Origin of the sequence: Colwellia sp. BRX8-5 (assembly GCF_014077325.1) — a bacterium.
Classification (GTDB): Bacteria; Pseudomonadota; Gammaproteobacteria; order Enterobacterales; family Alteromonadaceae; genus Colwellia_A.
On the sequence record NZ_JACGVR010000021.1, the window covers coordinates 39,189 to 57,299 of the forward strand.

At 39.3% G+C, this 18,111-nt stretch carries 13 protein-coding genes and 1 pseudogene; 6 read left to right on the forward strand and 8 right to left on the reverse strand.

All coding sequences use genetic code 11. The features are described 5' to 3' along the window. Positions 1–200 precede the first annotated feature (200 nt). Positions 201–1,136 carry a LysR family transcriptional regulator gene (locus tag H4J62_RS13760; protein WP_182216230.1) on the reverse strand — a complete coding sequence of 312 codons (936 nt, stop codon included), beginning with the start codon at positions 1,134–1,136 and terminating at the stop codon, positions 201–203. 138 nt (positions 1,137–1,274) lie between these two features. On the opposite strand from H4J62_RS13760, the gene H4J62_RS13765 reads away from it, so the two are divergent. Continuing rightward, positions 1,275–2,300, forward strand: coding sequence for a zinc-binding alcohol dehydrogenase family protein (locus tag H4J62_RS13765; protein WP_182216228.1), 1,026 nt, complete (start codon positions 1,275–1,277; stop codon positions 2,298–2,300). Between the two features lie 84 nt (positions 2,301–2,384). Next, complete coding sequence (locus tag H4J62_RS13770) at positions 2,385–3,470, forward strand: L-dopachrome tautomerase-related protein (protein WP_182216226.1); 1,086 nt, start codon at positions 2,385–2,387, stop codon at positions 3,468–3,470. Positions 3,471–3,716: 246 nt separating this feature from the next. Here the strand turns inward: H4J62_RS13770 and H4J62_RS13775 are convergent, their stop codons facing one another. The 5 genes and pseudogenes from H4J62_RS13775 to H4J62_RS13795 all read right to left on the reverse strand — a co-directional run. Further along, entirely contained in the window at positions 3,717–5,363 is a 1,647-nt protein-coding gene (locus H4J62_RS13775) for an FMN-binding glutamate synthase family protein (RefSeq protein WP_182216225.1), read from the reverse strand. Positions 5,364–5,513: 150 nt separating this feature from the next. After that, the gene (locus tag H4J62_RS13780; protein ID WP_182216223.1) at positions 5,514–6,839 is read right to left on the reverse strand and encodes an NAD(P)/FAD-dependent oxidoreductase; all 1,326 of its coding nucleotides are present in this window, start codon (positions 6,837–6,839) and stop codon (positions 5,514–5,516) included. Positions 6,840–7,256: 417 nt separating this feature from the next. Continuing rightward, positions 7,257–8,261: a hypothetical protein gene (locus H4J62_RS13785; RefSeq protein ID WP_182216221.1), complete on the reverse strand. Its 1,005-nt coding sequence runs from the start codon at positions 8,259–8,261 to the stop codon at positions 7,257–7,259. Beyond that, entirely contained in the window at positions 8,258–9,289 is a 1,032-nt protein-coding gene (locus tag H4J62_RS13790; protein ID WP_182216220.1) for a hypothetical protein, read from the reverse strand. Before H4J62_RS13790 ends, H4J62_RS13785 begins: the two co-directional genes overlap by 4 nt. A gap of 401 nt (positions 9,290–9,690) precedes the next feature. Next, a pseudogene (locus H4J62_RS13795) lies at positions 9,691–9,969 on the reverse strand (alpha/beta hydrolase family protein); the annotation flags it as partial. A gap of 149 nt (positions 9,970–10,118) precedes the next feature. On the opposite strand from H4J62_RS13795, the gene H4J62_RS13800 reads away from it, so the two are divergent. The 4 genes from H4J62_RS13800 to H4J62_RS13815 all read left to right on the forward strand — a co-directional run bounded on the left by H4J62_RS13800 (position 10,119) and on the right by H4J62_RS13815 (position 14,784). Beyond that, positions 10,119–11,486: a M17 family metallopeptidase gene (locus H4J62_RS13800; RefSeq protein WP_182216218.1), complete on the forward strand. Its 1,368-nt coding sequence runs from the start codon at positions 10,119–10,121 to the stop codon at positions 11,484–11,486. Between the two features lie 270 nt (positions 11,487–11,756). Continuing rightward, positions 11,757–12,302 carry a GbsR/MarR family transcriptional regulator gene (locus tag H4J62_RS13805; protein WP_182175603.1) on the forward strand — a complete coding sequence of 182 codons (546 nt, stop codon included), beginning with the start codon at positions 11,757–11,759 and terminating at the stop codon, positions 12,300–12,302. A 112-nt stretch (positions 12,303–12,414) separates the two neighbouring features. Further along, positions 12,415–13,782 carry a cytochrome ubiquinol oxidase subunit I gene (locus H4J62_RS13810; protein ID WP_182216216.1) on the forward strand — a complete coding sequence of 456 codons (1,368 nt, stop codon included), beginning with the start codon at positions 12,415–12,417 and terminating at the stop codon, positions 13,780–13,782. Positions 13,783–13,785: 3 nt separating this feature from the next. Next, entirely contained in the window at positions 13,786–14,784 is a 999-nt protein-coding gene (locus H4J62_RS13815; protein ID WP_182216215.1) for a cytochrome d ubiquinol oxidase subunit II, read from the forward strand. 145 nt (positions 14,785–14,929) lie between these two features. On the opposite strand, the gene H4J62_RS13820 is transcribed toward H4J62_RS13815, so the two are convergent. Further along, positions 14,930–17,131, reverse strand: coding sequence for a xanthine dehydrogenase family protein molybdopterin-binding subunit (locus H4J62_RS13820; RefSeq protein ID WP_182216213.1), 2,202 nt, complete (start codon positions 17,129–17,131; stop codon positions 14,930–14,932). Beyond that, on the reverse strand, positions 17,128–17,586 hold the full coding sequence (locus tag H4J62_RS13825) for a (2Fe-2S)-binding protein (protein ID WP_182216211.1): 459 nt from the start codon (positions 17,584–17,586) through the stop codon (positions 17,128–17,130). Before H4J62_RS13825 ends, H4J62_RS13820 begins: the two co-directional genes overlap by 4 nt. Positions 17,587–18,111 lie beyond the last annotated feature (525 nt).

An 18,111-nucleotide genomic window follows, 5' to 3' on the forward strand; every position in this document is an offset into this window, starting at 1 on the left:
GTGACGGATGACGTTATTGCCAATCATAGGAAATTATTTTTAGCTAAAAAGCTCTCCTGCAAGCTTATTACTGCCGTTGGTATTTCACCTATTTATACACAAGAATACTACATTGTCGTCACTAGCCTCTAAAGCATTGAGGATTACCATCAAACCTCAAATCAATAAAATCGCTCATTTAAATCAAATAGAATGCTCAATTAGTAGACATCCGCTTGAGCTAAAATACCTTTGTTTATAAGTTGAGTAAGAACATAGTTACACTTTATTTTTAAGTGTTCTCTAAGCAGGCGAACTGCCGGAGTAATGGTCTGTCTACTTGGGCAAATAATCCATAATTCTGTTGGCTTAGGGACAAAGCCAGTTAATAGTGTCACAAGTTGGTTACTCAGCAAGTCATATGACATATCTAAACTAGATTTTACAGCTATTCCCTTACCACTTACACACCAACGCCTGACTAGGTCAGCATCGTTTGAAACGCGATTACTTTTCATTTTGACTTTAATAAACTCACTTTTATAAGAGAATTCCCATACATCATGAACAATGTCATGTAACTTATATAGAAGACCGTTATGTGTGGTCAAATCATTAGGATGCTTGGGTATACCATGCGCTTCTAGGTACTGAGGTGTTGCACAAATAACTCGTGGTACATTACAGATTTTAAAACCGTAAAGGTTGGCATCATTTGGTGAACCATAGCGCAAGGCAATATCAACGGGATCCCTATAGAAATCAATATTGCTATCACTGACATGTAATTTAACACTGATCCCTGTGTGCTCTTCCATAAATTCATCAAGCCAAGGTAATACTAAATTCCGACCTAAATCTGAGGGGATAGAAATTCTTAATTCACCATCAATAATGTCTAAATCATCTTTAACATTTTGCTTAGCTACGTCAAGCATTTGCAATGCTTGCTGACAATTTGGAATATACCTTTCACCTGCAACAGAGAGCCTTAAGCTTCGAGTCGTTCGTATAAACAGATCAACGCCAAGCGCACGTTCAACCCTTTTTATTGCTGCACTAGCTGTTGCTGTATGCATGTCTAAACTCTCTGCCGCTGCAGTAATACTGCGAAATTCGGCAACTTTTAAGATAACATTAAGATCTTCTAATAGCATGATTGTCAAAAATAATTTGATAAAGATTCTATCATTATGCTGTTTCTATTTGAGCGATCAAGTCATATCATTATAATCACCATAACAATTAACGTTAACTCCCCGTAATTAACCATTTTAAAGCTTTGGAGAAAAACCATGAAAGCAGTTGGCTACATACAATCATTACCGATCAGTAATCCTAAATCATTAATAGACATCGAACTATCGCAACCTACAGCTTCAGGACATGACTTATTAGTACAGGTTATGTCTATCGCTGTTAACCCTGTAGATTACAAAATCCGTCAAAATGTTGCAGCAGAGAACGATGAATACAAAGTGCTTGGTTGGGACGCTGTTGGTGAAGTCGTGGCCATAGGTGAGTCAGTGAGCCACTTTAAACCTGGGGATAAAGTCTTTTATGCCGGAGATTTAAATCGCCAAGGAAGTAACGCGGAATATCAATTAGTTGATGAGCGCATCGTCGGTCATAAGCCAAAAAGTTTATCAGATGGCGAAGCCGCTGCATTACCATTAACCGCGATTACTGCTTGGGAATTATTGTTTGAACGCTTATTAATCAAACAACAACATCCTGAGATAAAGAAAAAATCAAACGATATAATTTTAATTGTTGGCGCGGCGGGAGGTGTCGGTTCGATTTTAGTTCAGTTAGCAAGTGCACTAACAGGCGCAACTGTCATTGCTACGGCGTCACGAGATAGTTCTGCAAAATGGGTAAAAAAACTGGGGGCAGATTATGTTATCGATCACTCCAAATCACTAGTAGAACAAATTGAACAATTAGCTATAGGGCAAGTAACACACGTTGCTAGTTTAACGCATACTGACTCCTATTTAGATAGCTTTGTTGAACTGTTAGCTCCAATGGGAAAGATAGCCTTAATTGACGATCCTAAGTCGCTTGATATCAGTAAACTTAAATTTAAAAGTTTATCCCTGCACTGGGAGTTTATGTTTACACGTTCAATGTTCAAAACAACAGATATCAATGAGCAACATCGCTTACTTAACAAAATTGCAGACTTGATTGACCAAGGATATATCCAAACTACGGTCGGTAAAAACTTAGGAACCATTAACGCTAAAAACCTAAGAGCGGCCCATAAAATACTTGAATCAGGACAATCGATTGGAAAAATTGTTTTAGAAGGTTTTTAAAAGCAGTCCTAGAAATGTAAGAGACTCTCTAAGACGATTAAGTATAATTATTAATAACTTAATAACTTAATAATAGGTATAAAAATGAAAAAATTACTTTCAGTAATAGCTTATAGCATAGCATTACTCACTACAGCGACGACATTAGCCAATAACAGTGAGCTTCACACAGTCGCTACATTCGATGCACAACATCCACCGGGTAACATTGCTATTACGCCATCGGGAAGAAAGTTTTTGTCGATACATGGATTTTATGGACAAAAGCAAAAGATCATGGAGCTTATGCCAGACGGCACCACAAAACCTTATCCTAATGAAGAATGGGCATATGCTTACAATAATGGTAAAGGTTTTTACGGTGTTCTGGGTATTAATGTATCAGCCGAGGGTGTGTTATGGATGCTAGATACGTCGGGTCCTGATCATGCGGGGCGATTAGTGGGTTGGGATACTAAAAGTGAGCAGCTTGATAAAATTATTTATTTAGCAAAGCCAACGATTACAGACACGTCGTTTCTAAACGACTTAGCCGTTGATAACAAAAATGGCTATATTTATATTGCTGACACGGCACAAGGTAGTCAAGCCGCAATTATTGCTGTTAACCTTAAAACAGGTGCCGCACGAAGAATACTGCAAGACAGCCATTATACTCGTGCTGAAAACATCGACATAGTTATTGAGGGTCGCACAATGAAAATTGGCGGGCAAGCTGCGCGTTTGGGTGTAAACCCAATCACTCTTGAGCCCAATGAAGACTGGTTATACTTTGGCTCCATGTCGGGCACATCGGTATATCGTGTTGCCACAAGCGCAATTATAAATGAAAGTCTATCAAGTAAAGAGCTAGAGGAAAAAGTACAGCACTACGGTACTAAGCCTATTTCTGATGGTATTATTGTCGATGGTGGCGGCAATATATATGTCACCGATATTACTAACGGCGCTATTGGTGTGGTTAAACCTAGTGGCGATTACCAAGTGTTATTTAAAGATGAACGTCTTGTGTGGCCTGATGGTTTTAGTTACGGAGACGATGATAAAATTTACGTTACCGTTAATAAACTTCACCGTTCGCCAATACTCAACAATGGTAAAGATGACAGCCAAGGGCAATATAGTGTGCTTTCTTTTAAGCCACTTGTTAAAGGTAAAGTAGGTCGTTAGTGCCCCGCTACTTTTGACTTATCAATACTAAAAGTCTTTTGGCCGCTTTTAACCATTAAAAATATTAAGGTAATTATCAATACGACCGTCTATTTTATTAATGAAGCAGACGTTCTATCCTAATATCGTGGCTCATAATATGAACCACGATATTAGAGCTTTAATGGTCAATATTCATTGATAATTAAACGGTTCTCAACCTCAGAGATAACAATAAAATAGTATTGCGCAACGCTCAAGTAATCATTAAGAAATTTGCTTAACGGCTAATTCAGGTGGTACCAAAGGCGCAATATCATTAACATAAAAAGTATCGCTAGAGGCTTGATTCCACCATGTTAACCACATCCCAGTAATATTTTCTTGCGTTAACTGACTCTCAGTCAGTTCAGGTACTGTGTGGGTATTAGATTCTAACATGCCGTTTGGTGTTCTACGTTTTATCATGTTGTAAGTTAACTGCGAGACATCATCTAGTCCCATGCTTCCCAATAATTCAAAGAAGCTATTTAGGGTGTGATGATGAAATGAGGTTACACGTTTGCCTTTTACTTCTATATCGATGGCTTTAGAGCGATTTTTATCTTGTGTGGCGACCCCCGTTGGGCACATATTGGTGTCACATTGCCTAGATTGAATACAGCCCAATGACATCATAAATGTTCGGGCCGCGTTAACAATATCAGCACCAAAGGCAACCTTATTAAGCATGTCAAAACCCGAAGCTGTTTTACCGGCTGAAATCACCCGTATCTGTTTACGTAGTCCTAATCCAACAAGTGCCTGATGAACAAAATAGGTTCCTTCCAAGCAGGTCATACCAAGTCTGTTACTAAATTCCACGGGTGCAGCGCCTGTGCCTCCTTCTGCGCCATCAACCGTAATAAAATCAAGGTATATGTTACTTTCCAACATGGCTTTGCCAAGACATAAAAATTCAGCGGGGTTACCAACACAAAGTTTGATACCAATGGGCTTGCCACCACTTAACTCTCTAAGTTGGCTAACAAATGACAGTAATTCAAATGGGCTATTGCATTCAGGGTTAATCGCCGGAGAAACACAATCTTCTTCTTTACTAACACCTCTGATCTGCGCGATTTCATCTGTTATCTTAGCTTTAGGAAGTACGCCACCATGACCAGGCTTAGCACCCTGCGACAACTTTATTTCAATCATTTTTACTTGTGCTAATTGAGCCGTTTTAGCAAACATCACAGGATTGAAACGGCCATATTCATTTCGACAGCCAAAAAGCCCCGTACCTATTTGCCAAACCAAGTCTCCACCATGCTTTAAATGATAAGGGCTAACACCACCTTCGCCAGTATTATGATAAAAGCCACCTGCACCTGCGCCTAGATTCATTGCTTCAATAGCTTCTGCACTTAAAGAGCCATAACTCATTGCTGATATATTTAATCTTGACGCTTTATAGGGTTTTGAACATTGTCGCCCGCCAACTGAAACGTGCTTAGATTCATCCTTTATTGTTTTTGGTGCTAGCGAGTGCCATATACTTTGATAGTTAGTTTGCATTAAATCTCGTTGAGTGCCAAAGGGAATGGTGTCTGTTACCGACTTTGCACGTCGATAAACCAGATCTCTTTGTTCGCGATTAAAAGGCATTTCTTCGGTGTTATTTGCAATAAAATACTGTTGAACTTCTGTTCGTATTGATTCAAAGAAGTAACGAAAGTAAGCAAGAACAGGATACAGTCTATTTAAGGTATGTTTACTTAGGGTAAGATCATATGCACCTACTATTGAATAGGTCAGGGTAAAAAACACCAAAAAACCAGGGAACCAACCAGCAATAGTATAAAGTAAGATAAAGCTACTGATGTTACCTAGGGTTAAAACTTGCCAGTAAAATTTTTGAGCTGAAGTCATTTTTTAAATATCCTACTATATTTCTAATCTGCTTATTTAACCCCATTGATCAATGGGATAATATTATTTTTTTGATGTATGGCGGTAATAAATAGGTGTAAAGCCTATAGAGACTGAAAATCTTTATCAATCATCTTCACCACCCACCAGTTAATGTAATTTCAGGTTAGGCCTTAACGCTCTATTAACCCTACCAACAAGGACTATGAGTAAGGTTTTAAGCACACCAAAAAGTGTCACTTGGTGCATGCGGTATAACCCAATATAAACCAGTCTTGCCAACTTACCTTCGATGAACATACTGCGTTGATTAATGTTTCCCATTAGGCTGCCTACTGCCGTATAAGATGATAATGACACCAAGGAACCATAATCGATATATTCATAAGCGACTAAGGGTTTCAATGCTAATTTAGCAATAATATTGGTAAAGACAGTCGATGCCATTTGATGCGCTGCTTGCGCCCTAGGGGGAACTTTTATCCCTTTTAATGTCGTGCATGAGGCGCAGTCGCCAAGGGCAAATATATCGGTGTCTAAGGGAGTTTGCAGGAATGGATTAACCAGTAATTGATTGTTCTTTGCGCTTTCCAAACCGCCAATAGCTTGCATAAAATCAGGTCCCTTTATGCCCCCCGCCCAAACAGTAATGCTGCTAGCGATTTCACGGCCATCTTTTGTTATTACACTGTTGGGCGTAACTTCAGTAACCGCGGTGTTAGTATTTACGGTGATACCAAGCGCCTCTAGTTCTTGTTGTGCACTTTGCGCTATACGTTCAGGAAGTGCAGCAAGGATCCGAGGCCCTGCTTCTACAATGTGAATATCTAGACTCTTTTTTGATAAATGGTCATATCCATAATTTCTCAGTAATTCAGAGGTTTTTACTATTTCTGCAGCAAGCTCTACGCCTGTAGCACCACCACCAATAATGGCAATATTGAGACTGCTGCGCGTATCGTCCCCTTTAAGTCGTAAAAAAGCATTAAGTAACTCAGTATGGAATCGCTCTGCATTTTCACAAGTATCAAGAAATGTACAGTACTCCTTTGCTCCCAGCGTATTAAAGTCATTCGTTACAGACCCTAACGCAAATACCAATAATGAGTATTTAACCTGGCGAGCAGGAAATATTAAAGCACCGTCTTGATCATTTAATTGTTTTAAAAGTACATGCTTCGATTCTCGGTTGAGTCCATCAACTACACCTAGCTGAAACAAAAAACCATTACGCGCACCATGGGATAAATAATCAACACAATCTATATCTGCGTCAAGTGAGCCTGAAGCGACTTCATGTAAAAGTGGTTTCCAAACATGTTTTCTATTTTGGTCGATTAAAATAACTTTTTGTTTGGTTTTTCGAAAATACTTGCCGAGTTTAGTGGCAAGCTCTAAACCTCCTGCACCACCACCGATTATAACAATGGGGTCTGAAGAAATGGTCGGTTTTCGCCACCAAGGCCTGATTAACATTTTATTCGCTGATCCTTAAACTATAATGAGCCAACACCATTAAAAGCTAGCGTTATTTGTATTAGATATTCCCTACCTTAATCTATGCTTAAGTTAGCGAATATGTAATAAACTATCATGCTATCTTTATGAATGCACTAAGGATAAAGCGTGTCTTCCTGGTTTAAACGTTTAGGTCCATTTCTTGGTGTTGTGTTCTTTCTTATGGCTGCGACACGAGTCTATTTTAAATTAGAACATTTTAAATATGCAGACTCTCTTTCAGCCTTGAGTAGTAGATCTAGTTGGGTTTTCGGCCTGGGTGTTATACTTACTTTGCTAAATTATCTGATCTCCAGCCTTATTAATAATAAGTTAATCCTAAATATTACTAACGACTTCATTACCAATAGAAGTCGTTAATATCTAGGCTAAAATTTACAGATCTTTTATGTTGTTAAGATAGTTTTTATAGTTAGACTTTTTATCTTCGAATAATTTCAGTAAATCTAAAGTAACAAAAACACCATGCTGCTGCTCGCTGTTAGTCGTTAAACCAAAAGAATAAGTATTGTTTATGTGAAACATAACCCCGTGAGATACCGACTTAACTGAAACTCTATCTGCATAGGTAGAGACGACTGAAAGTCCCAAAGGTATCTTTAACTGCCAGTAATTAATCCCCGCCCATTCTATAGCAAGTGCTTCTTTCATCTGTTCGCCATGTTCAGCATCGACACTGTAATGCATAATAATAGAAGGATGTAAGGCAAAGTACTGTTTATTGGGGGGTGGAACTAAACGGTTTTCTTTTAATTTATCTTGGTAATACCAAGTATTAATGGCTAAATCTATAAACGTTTGTGAACGCGAATTTTCAAAATAATTTGACCATGCAGTGTTCTTTAAAGCTATATTCATACCTGCTTTTGAATTGGCATATTTATAAGAAGATTCAAAAGGAGCAACAATTGCCTTATGCAAATTATCAAAGAGGATCTTACAGTTTTTTGGGCCATACCCCTTACAGTCAGCATTATCTAAAACTGCAATTTCTTCATTGTTATACTTTAGATGATATTTTCCTGTCTTAGTGCTTTTTGAGGCATTAATATTTTTAGGGTACGACAATGTGGTTAACGATTGATAAGCATTGTTGATGATAAAATCGCTGTCGACACCCATTTTTTCTAGCGGTTTAACATGCAAGGAAAGTTTTTCCTTCCAATTAATAAACCAAGCATTCATCGCTTGATCGACTTCTGAGCCATCAAGAAGTTTATTACATATTTTCAGAGAAATATCATCAACACCCTCATACATATTAATAAAAACCTTCCCTTTTGTAGCGTCGTGTTTTTGACAAATAAGCTCTTCAGAAAAAGAAGATAAAGAAGATAAAGATATCAAGGCAAGTAAAATAGCCGCCAATAAATATTTCATTGTTTATCCTCCTTGAAATATCTAATAAAACCGGTGATAGCTGCCACTAATCCCTTAATGTCAGCAGTAAAGCCGCCTGTTTGTTGATAATTTTTAATTTTATTTAGCTCTCCTTGATAATGTTTAAATGCCTTATTAGCTTGTGTTTGCTCAGTAGAGCTGGGGTCGAAGTCATCTAAAAATGTATAAAGTAAAGGATAAGATACTTTTGGATCTTCAATGTACCCTTTAATTGAATGGGTATTCTTGCGACTAAATTCTTTAGTAACAATTTTTCGATATGCATTATCAAACGCTGATTCACTTATCCAACTACCATTATTTTTAGGATCGAAGCGTCTAAATAAATCAAAAGCAATAGGGTCGCACTCATGATAGATATTATAAAATTCATTCATTATTCCGCCAACACCAGGTTTAACAATAGATTGATAAGGTGAAGTTAAACCAGAAGCCCACGTGACTAAATCGCTAACATTAGCGAAACTCCAATAGGTAGATATTTGCGGTTGACCGAGCGGTTTTTCATCAGGAAAGAGTTTATTTAATGAGTCATGCATTACTGACGTGCCAAGAGAATGCGTTAAAAAATGATAAGTCGTACCTGCACTGTGTTGGCCAAATATACTCACTAACTCTTTGATAACAAAGCCCCTAACGCTTTCACCAAATATAGACAAATATAGGATAACATCTAAGGCATGAGTATTTTCAAAGGTATCACTCCCCAGATTGGCATCAATACCTATCAATTTATTCATTAAGTCAGGCGTATCAACACCCGCCAGCTGAGTTTTAATGAAGTGTTCAACTGTTTTACTGCTGCTTGAAATTTCCTTACGGATCTTCTCAAATAGATGGTCATAACTAATACTATGAATGATCAATTCATTTTCAATTTTTAGTTTTTTATAACTTGGATACCTTTCCAATGCATTGTTAATTGACTCAACAACGTCTTCTTTAAAAGAGTCAGAGGTGTGCATTCCAATGCCATGCATTAAAATTAAGACGGGTTTATCGCTCATTTTTTTCTCCAAATATCGACGTCAATGTTAAATTAAATAGACTTTACGAACGTGAAGATTCAGCCGAGTAAAAAAGGAAAGGCGCTATCCTAGCTAAGTCAAATTGAATCCATTTAAGTTCAATAACCAACTATAGGTGCAGCCTATAAATTAAACAACAATAGAGCGCCATTAGTTTATGTTATATAGATTTTCATAATGAACATAACCTTATTCGCTAACTTATTATTGATTTGCTGAAATTTAAAATATCATTATTTTGCGGTGAGTAATTCGCCATGCTCACTGATAAGCAGTTGACATGGCTTTTACTTAAACGATTATTTGATAGGTAAAGCGCCTGATAAATTTTATTCAGGGGTAGCGCTATTAGTGGGGTTTTTCACATGTATATCTAACCATTAATATTGTTCCCACAGCATATGGAGCAACGACTCTCTGGCTCGATAACCGTGTTGCTCATGTGGTAGCATCACCAAGCGAGCATTACCGCCAAGTCCTTTTAGAGCAGCAAACATTCGTTCTGATTGCATTGGAAAAGTACCTGAATTTGGATCTTCTTTACCGTGGAGCATCAACATTGGCTCATTAATTTTTTCTGCATGAAAGAACGGTGGCATCGATGCATAGGCTGGTTGACCTTCCCAAAAACTACGCTCTTCTCCTTGAAAGCAGAAGGGTTCGGTGGGTATTTCACTTACAAACATCTATGCTCGCAATAATTACTTTATAATTAGGCCAGAAACATCCGATAGCACTTCAACTTAATCTTGCTTAGGTTACAATCTAGCAAGACATAAAAACCAATCAATTCGTCCTAAGGAAATTCATGAATCAGTTACTACGTGCCGACGATAAAGGTACATCACTTTTTATCATCAACAAAAATAACTATAACGACTGGTTAAGCGAGCAAACTCAGCAAAACCAAGCATGGTTAGCCAATACTAATTATAAAGCTGAAGGTTTAGCGTTATTACCTAATACTCAAGGGGAGTTGTCGCTAGCAGTATTTGTTGTTGAAGATGCCAATCACTTCTTTGCCTGTGGCGAATTAATTAAGCAACTTCCTCCTGGTCAGTATTTGTTACATGCGAAAGATGAACAGCAACAAGCCATCTGTTTTTCATGGCTAATGGGCGCCTATAAATTCGATCGTTATGTAACAAAAAACAAAAATAATGACCCGCTTCCCTGCTTAGCCGTTAATAATCAGACCATAGTCGACAGTGCCATTAAATATGCCGAGGCAACGACTTTAGTACGTGACTTAGTCAATACGCCAGCAGCTGATATGATGCCAATAGATCTTGGTGACTGTGCGCAAAACTTGGCTAATAGGTATCACGGCCAAGTTCAGCAAATTATTGGTGATGAGCTGGTCGAACAAAATTACCCAACCATACATGCCGTTGGTCGCGCGAGTGCGCATGCACCTCGTTTAATTGACTTAACTTGGGGTAATAGCCATCACCCAAAAGTAACGTTAGTGGGTAAAGGCGTTTGCTTTGACAGTGGAGGTCTCGACTTAAAACCCGCTGCTGGTATGCGTAATATGAAAAAAGATATGGGCGGATCTGCACATGTCCTCGGATTAGCTCAACTAATTATGTCGCATAACCTACCAATTAATCTACGAGTACTCATTCCTGCGGTAGAAAATGCCGTGTCGAGCAATGCCATAAGACCTGGTGATGTTATTACTACACGCGCAGGTATTACCGTTGAAATTCACAACACTGATGCAGAAGGTCGCTTAGTATTGTGTGATGCTCTAACAGAAGCTGACACCGAACAGCCTGATTTAATTATTGATTTTGCAACCCTAACTGGCGCAATGCGTGTTGCTTTAGGCACAGAATTACCAGGATTTTTCTCAACAAGCGATGAAGTTGCTGCAGGTATTACCCAAGCGGGCAGCAAAATTAGCGATCCGGTCTGGCGTATGCCCCTTTATAGCCCATACGGTGATTTACTGAAAAGCTCTATTGCTGATATGACCAATTGCGCCGCAATACCCTTTGGTGGTGCAATTACCGCGGCATTATATCTACAAGAGTTTGTTAAAAAAGAGACTGATTGGGTTCACTTTGACGTGATGGCATTTAATATCAGAGCTTTACCAGGGCGCCCCCTTGGCGGTGAAGCTTTTGGTATTCGCGCCGTATTTGATTACTTACAAGCTAAGTATAAATAAGCAATTAAAACCACATCGCCATAAAAGTTAATAACTGCGGTGCTTTTGCGCCGCATTTATTCATAAATGTCTGTCGCTACCAAAGCTAGTTTTTATTGATACTTTCCCCATTTTTCTGTCGGTACCTCACTTAACAACACCTTGCTTTATCACGAGCTGAGTACCTCACTCAATAATCAAAAAAAAGCCATAATATTCAAAATAACACTTGATCTAAATCAACAAAGGTTTAAACTTTCAGAAATTACTGAAAGTTCAGAAGACTTAATTATGATTATGACAGCTAAAATCGAATCGTTCGTTATGCACTGTGGTGAAATGGGCAGTCGCTGGGGCTTTAACCGCACCGTAGGTCAAATGTATGGTTTATTAATTATTCACAATGATTCACTCACTGCGCTACAAATATCAGAAGCCCTCAACATTTCTCGCGGTAATGTCAGTATGGGTATTAAAGAATTACAGTCTTGGCGCTTAGTTCAAGTACAACATAAACCCAAAGATCGCAAAGAATATTACTCACCGGCTGGGTCTATTTGGGAAATGGCAATACGTGTCTTTGAAGAACGTCGCAAACGTGAGGTTGACCCTACCCTGTCACTATTACGCGATAATCTTTTAGATGAACCCGCTAACCCTCAAGAACAATATGCACAGCAAAAAATGCATGAGATGCATGACCTACTTGAAACGATTACCCATTGGGCGGCAGAACTACAAAGCATGAGCCCAGAAAAACTTAATACATTAATGAAACTTGGTGCCGGTGTCAGTAAAGTTATTGATATAAAAGATAAACTTTTAAATAAAAACTAAATTGTCACTTTGACTTTTTTAAAGCTAGCACATTAATGTTATAAAAAATTGTCACTTTAAACGTTAAACCCGTTGATGATACTCGTGTTTTCTAGGGTTTATGGAGTAAATCATGTTAGAAACCTTAATGCTTTCACGCATCCAGTTTGCCGCTAATATTAGCTTTCATATCCTGTTTCCAACAATAACCATCGCACTGAGCTGGTTTTTGTTTTATTTCAAATTACGCTTTGACCAAACCAATGATCCTATCTGGATGCGGGCCTACCGTTTTTGGGTCAAAATTTTTGCCCTTACCTTCGCAATAGGTGTGGTTACCGGTATTACTATGTCGTTTCAATTTGGCACTAACTGGCCAAAATTTATGGAAACAGTCGGTAATATAGCGGGACCATTATTGGGTTATGAAGTACTCACTGCTTTCTTTCTAGAGGCTGGTTTTTTAGGCATTATGTTATTTGGTATGAATCGAGTTTCGGCTCGAGTACATACATTATCAACGTTAATTGTCGCTTTTGGTACCAGTTTATCGTCATTTTGGATCCTAGCACTTAACTCTTGGATGCAAACGCCTCAAGGTCATGAGATGCGCGATGGTGTCGCATTCCCCGTTGACTGGTTTGCTATTATTTTCAACCCATCATTCCCTTACAAATTGTCTCATATGCTGGTTGCCTCTGGTTTAACGGCAGCATTTTTAGTTGCGGGTATAAGTGCCTATCGCCTACTCAAGGGTGATAACAAAAAAGCGCCACAATTAACGCTAAAAATAGCGTTAACAGTCGCTGCGGTGCTGGCACCAGTACAGATATTGTTAGGTGATATGCATGGGTTAAATACCTTAGAACATCAACCACAAAAAATTGCTGCCATGGAAGGTATTTGGCATACCGAAAAAGGAGCACCGCTGTTGTTATTTGCACTTCCTGATGAAGAGCAAAAAACCAATCATTTTGAAATAGCCGTTCCTAAAATGGCCAGCTTTATTTTGACACACGATTTTGATGGCGAAATAAAGGGGCTAAACGAATTTGAAGGTAACCATCCCCCTGTTGCGCCGGTGTTCTTTGCTTTTAGAATCATGGTGGCTTTAGGTCTCTTCATGTTTATTGTCGCTTGGTTTAGTCGTTTTCAATTGTGGCGTAAAAAACAATTGCCCCCTTGGCTATTAAAAGTACTGGTTGCGATGAGCTTCTCGGGTTGGGTCGCCACATTAGCGGGCTGGTATGTCACTGAGATTGGCCGACAACCTTGGCTAGTGACAGGGATTTTAACGGTAAAAGATGCAGCGACAGATATAGCACCAGCAAATGTAGGAATTACACTTACACTTTATTTGACTTTATATGTTGTCATTATGGTTGCCTACCTACACACCCTATTTACGATGGCAGGACGAGCGATTGAACTTGAAGAATTCAGTATCGATGAACAAGTAAAACCTGTTATTCACACACCTAGTAAATCAATCGAGGGATAAGTTATGTTTGAAGAAAATACCTTAGCGCTAATTTTTGTCTCATTAATGGGTCTTTCAATCTTACTTTATGCCATTTTAGATGGCTACGATTTAGGTGTTGGCATTATGCTACCGCTCGATCAAACAGATAATGCAGATACGATGATAGCTTCAATAGGCCCTTTTTGGGACGCTAACGAAACTTGGCTAGTCTTAGCGATTGGTTTATTGTTGATAGCCTTTCCTGCGGCGCACAGTTATATATTTAAAGAGCTCTATTTACCCACCGCGGTATTATTAATTAGTTTAGTGCTTCGTGGTGTAGCTTTTGATTTTCGTGCTAAGGCGGCCTTTGGTCATAAGCCTACGTGGAATAAAGTCTTTAAAATAGGCTCGTTACTCGCTGCTTTAAGCCAAGGTTACATGTTAGGTATGTATGTTATGGGCTTTGAAAGCACTGTAGCCGCTTATTGTTTTAGTTTACTGAGTGCCTTTGGTGTTGCGGCCGCTTATAGCTATATAGGTGCTTGTTGGTTAATTATGAAAACTGAAGGTGAACTACAAATACAAGCGGTAGCTTGGGCAAAAAAATCAGGACTAATTTGTTTCCTTGGTATTATAGCTGTCTCCTTTGTTAATCCATTAATTAACCCAGGTGTCTATGAAAAATGGTTTGCTTGGCCAAACACTTTATTGATATTAACCTTACCCGCTATTTGCTTTGCGTTATTTATTTTTAGCTTAATACAACTAAAGCGACTACCTAAAATAAATGACAAAGGCTGTTGGCGACCTTTTGTCGCGGCAGTGATTATCTTCACTCTATGTTTTTTTGGTTTAGCCTTTAGTTTTTTTCCGTACATAGTGCCTAACAAGCTGACTATTTGGGAAACAGCCGCAGCACCTGAATCTTTGAGTTTTCTCTTATGGGGAACCTTCATTGTGGTACCGGTTATATTTAGTTATACCGCCTTTTCTTATCGGGTATTTTGGGGCAAGGTGCGAGAGCTCAGATATTATTAAGCGTGAGTTTATCCTTAAATAAACTAAGCACAGACACTTATTATTAATGTTCTTCTGTTAAGTATTTTTGCTAAGCGCCATTCTTAATTAAAAACCAGCCACAAGGCTGGTTTTTAATTAAGGTCATTATACTTTGGCTATCATATTAAGCATTAATCGGTAAACGCATTGGTCTTTTACCTAAGACCGCCAATGCATTTGCAACTGCTGGGGCAATAGTCGGTACGCCAACCTCACCCAAACCACCGGGTTCATTAGTACTTTCAAGCAATTTCACCTGAACAATCGGCGCTTCAGCCATTTTAATAATAGGGTAATCATGAAAATTGCTTTGTTTAACACCACCACTTTCAATATCACAACGCCCATAAAGTGCCGCCGTTAGTCCAAAGAGCACACCACCTTCAACTTGAGCGATTGCTGAGTCTGGGTTGACCACCACGCCACTGTCAGTCACTATCCAAACACGATGAACACGCGCTTGGTTATTTTGCAGTGAAACTTCAGCAACGGTAGCAACCATAGTGCCAAAACTTTTTTGTACCGCAACGCCCATCGCTTTACCGTCAGAGCTAACACCGTATTGCCAATTACACAGCTGCGCCACTTCCTTTAAGCATTTTGCATGATCGTCGTTATTATCGAGCAATGCTAATCGATATTTAATGGGGTCAACCTGTGCTTTTTCAGCCAATATATCAATGAAACTCTCGTTGAAAAATGCATGTTGGCTATTTTCGACACTACGCCAAAAACCAATAGGCACAGGAGAAGGATGATTAGCAAACTGCACCTTAATATTATCAACATTATAAGGTGGCATAGAGGCTGGCGCACCACCTTCGCTGCCATAGCTTGCCGATAGCCAGTAACGTGGTTTAGCGTTTTCGTCAAGCTGTGCTGAAAATTTTGCCAGAACTGCCGGTCGATAAACATCTTGTCTCGTGTCTGCCTCACGTGACCAAGTGAGTTTAATAGGAAACTTGTATTTTTTTACTAAAGTGACGACTTCATCAATCCACATTATTGGATTGTCTTCACTCATGCTAAAACCGACACGACGACCAAAGCCTCCTCCCATTGAATGAGCATGAAAAACAACATCTTCTACGTCCATATTAGCGACTTTTGCCGCATGAACACGAGCGTAAAGTGGATTTTGCACACCCGCAGCAACATGAAGCTTATCGCCTTCTAGCCAAGCGCTCGCATTCATCGGTTCCATAGTAGCATGTGCTAAATAAGGCACCCAAAATTCAGCTTCAACTGTTTCACCGCTACCGCCTAACACAGACGCTACATCGCCAATATTGTGGGCATCACTTAATTCTCCTTGTAAACTCTCACGTTGAAAGTTTTCAATACTTGCTGAACTTAAATCACTATTTTTATGGGATGCTGCCGTAATTTTTAAGGCTTTTATCGCTTGCTCTGCTCGCCAAGGATTATTAGCGATAACAGCAACGGATAGCCCCATATTTTCAACACCCAGCACACCCCGCATCGAGGTAATTTCAGCTAAGTTATCAATAGTGGCGACATTAGCGCCAAAGACACCGCTGTGTGCAATAGCTGCATAGCGCATCCCTTCCACATGGCGATCGATACCGTATTGTGTTTCAAGAAATATTTTGTCGGGTAAATCATGACGAGGCATTGCCTTACCAATAAACTTACGATCACCTTTTGCACGAAGTGTGTAGTTTTCAGGAACGTCTAAAGTTGCCGCATGCTCAACCAGTTCGCCATAACTCCAGCGGTTGTCGCCATCAACAACATATCCAGCATCGGTAGTCGTATTAGTACTTGCGCCGTATTTATCGATGGCTGCGTTAATCAGCATTTGACGTGCAGCTGCGGCTGCTTCACGCATAACTTGCCAGCCAGTAAAACGAATAGAGGCGCTACCCCCAGTCATTTGCATATTAAGTAAGTCGGCTAGACGGTTGAAAGCATTACTAGCAATATGCTCTGCCCAGACTGGTGGCTTACCAATCATTTCACTAACAAAGCCTTCAAAAACGCCACCATTGGAAAATGCAGTGGTCGCAGGCGCAAGCTCTAATTTGATTTGCGGCCAATTCAAGTCAAGTTCATCGGCCACTATTTGGGTTAAACCAGTACCGGCACCTTGACCAAGTTCGGTATGCGGAGAAAGTAGTGTAACGGTATTGTCTTTGTTAATACGAAGCCACAAGTTGAGCAAGGTATCTCTGGTGTTGCCATCTCGCTGCACACCAAGGCGATCATGCATGGCCAAATGTGTTCCTAAACCAATAACCCCTAGCGCTAATCCGCCGCCAATCGCTGCACCACCAAAAACGAACATCCGACGAGTAAGACTCATAAAGACATCTCCTTTGCTACATCAAGAATGGCAGCTTTAACTCGACTGTAAGTTCCGCATCGACAGATATTGGTCATTGCAGTATCGATATCGTCAGAACTTGGATTAGGAGTACTCGCTAATAATGCCGCTGCTGCCATCATCATTCCTGACTGACAATAGCCACACTGAGGAACTTGGTGTTTAATCCAAGCAGCCTGTAAAGCGTGCGGAGCCTCTTTTGAGCCTAAAGTTTCAACTGTATTCACTTGCTTACCTTGGGCTGCAACCGCCGGATACATACAAGAGCGAACGGCCTGATTGTCAACATGAACCGTGCAAGCACCACATTGTGCTATACCACAGCCAAACTTAGTGCCGCGAAGACCGGCTTCTTCACGGATCAACCAAAGCAATGGCATATCGTCTTCGACATCAAATAATTGTTCGCGGCCATTAAGGTTGATAGAAATCATAGGGGTTCCTTGCTAAAACATTATAAAGAGAGATAAAAAATCTCCGCTAAAATCAATCGATAAGATTAATCTAAAAAATCAAAACTGACGGTTATTGTGTTTGGACTTGTGACTATCATCGCTAAAAACTATTCTCGTCACAATAGCAGCTATTGATAATTTACAACGATGTTCTTCGCAATTAATCACTTTGAGCAGAACCTATTAAAGGTTATTCACGTTTATTGAATAAAATAAATATTATGTTGCTTTCTATTTTCAGTCAATAATTACCTTATAACCACTCAATTTCTTAGCGTGCCCCCCTACTATTTAATGTTTAATATCGTTAGATTCCGGCTGTTTTTCTAAGGAGGTAGAATGTGACTTCGTTAAAGATAGTGCAGATAAGCTGACTTTAATTTCCAATAAAAAATACTTCAAAGAAAACGATATCGTCGCCCTTTATTAAAAACGACATGTGATAGATTTAACGATTAATTAAGTAAATACTAGATGTTGACAAGGTTAACAATAATAAAAAAA

Coding starts and splice junctions, on each gene's coding strand:
- H4J62_RS13790 (WP_182216220.1), bottom strand. CDS start 9,289: ATGAGCGATAAACCCGTCTTAATTTTAATGCATGGCATTGGAATGCAC.
- H4J62_RS13815 (WP_182216215.1), top strand. CDS start 13,786: ATGTTTGAAGAAAATACCTTAGCGCTAATTTTTGTCTCATTAATGGGT.
- H4J62_RS13775 (WP_182216225.1), bottom strand. CDS start 5,363: ATGACTTCAGCTCAAAAATTTTACTGGCAAGTTTTAACCCTAGGTAAC.
- H4J62_RS13770 (WP_182216226.1), top strand. CDS start 2,385: ATGAAAAAATTACTTTCAGTAATAGCTTATAGCATAGCATTACTCACT.
- H4J62_RS13810 (WP_182216216.1), top strand. CDS start 12,415: ATGTTAGAAACCTTAATGCTTTCACGCATCCAGTTTGCCGCTAATATT.
- H4J62_RS13825 (WP_182216211.1), bottom strand. CDS start 17,586: ATGATTTCTATCAACCTTAATGGCCGCGAACAATTATTTGATGTCGAA.
- H4J62_RS13805 (WP_182175603.1), top strand. CDS start 11,757: ATGATTATGACAGCTAAAATCGAATCGTTCGTTATGCACTGTGGTGAA.
- H4J62_RS13820 (WP_182216213.1), bottom strand. CDS start 17,131: ATGAGTCTTACTCGTCGGATGTTCGTTTTTGGTGGTGCAGCGATTGGC.
- H4J62_RS13760 (WP_182216230.1), bottom strand. CDS start 1,136: ATGCTATTAGAAGATCTTAATGTTATCTTAAAAGTTGCCGAATTTCGC.
- H4J62_RS13785 (WP_182216221.1), bottom strand. CDS start 8,261: ATGAAATATTTATTGGCGGCTATTTTACTTGCCTTGATATCTTTATCT.
- H4J62_RS13800 (WP_182216218.1), top strand. CDS start 10,119: ATGAATCAGTTACTACGTGCCGACGATAAAGGTACATCACTTTTTATC.
- H4J62_RS13780 (WP_182216223.1), bottom strand. CDS start 6,839: ATGTTAATCAGGCCTTGGTGGCGAAAACCGACCATTTCTTCAGACCCC.
- H4J62_RS13765 (WP_182216228.1), top strand. CDS start 1,275: ATGAAAGCAGTTGGCTACATACAATCATTACCGATCAGTAATCCTAAA.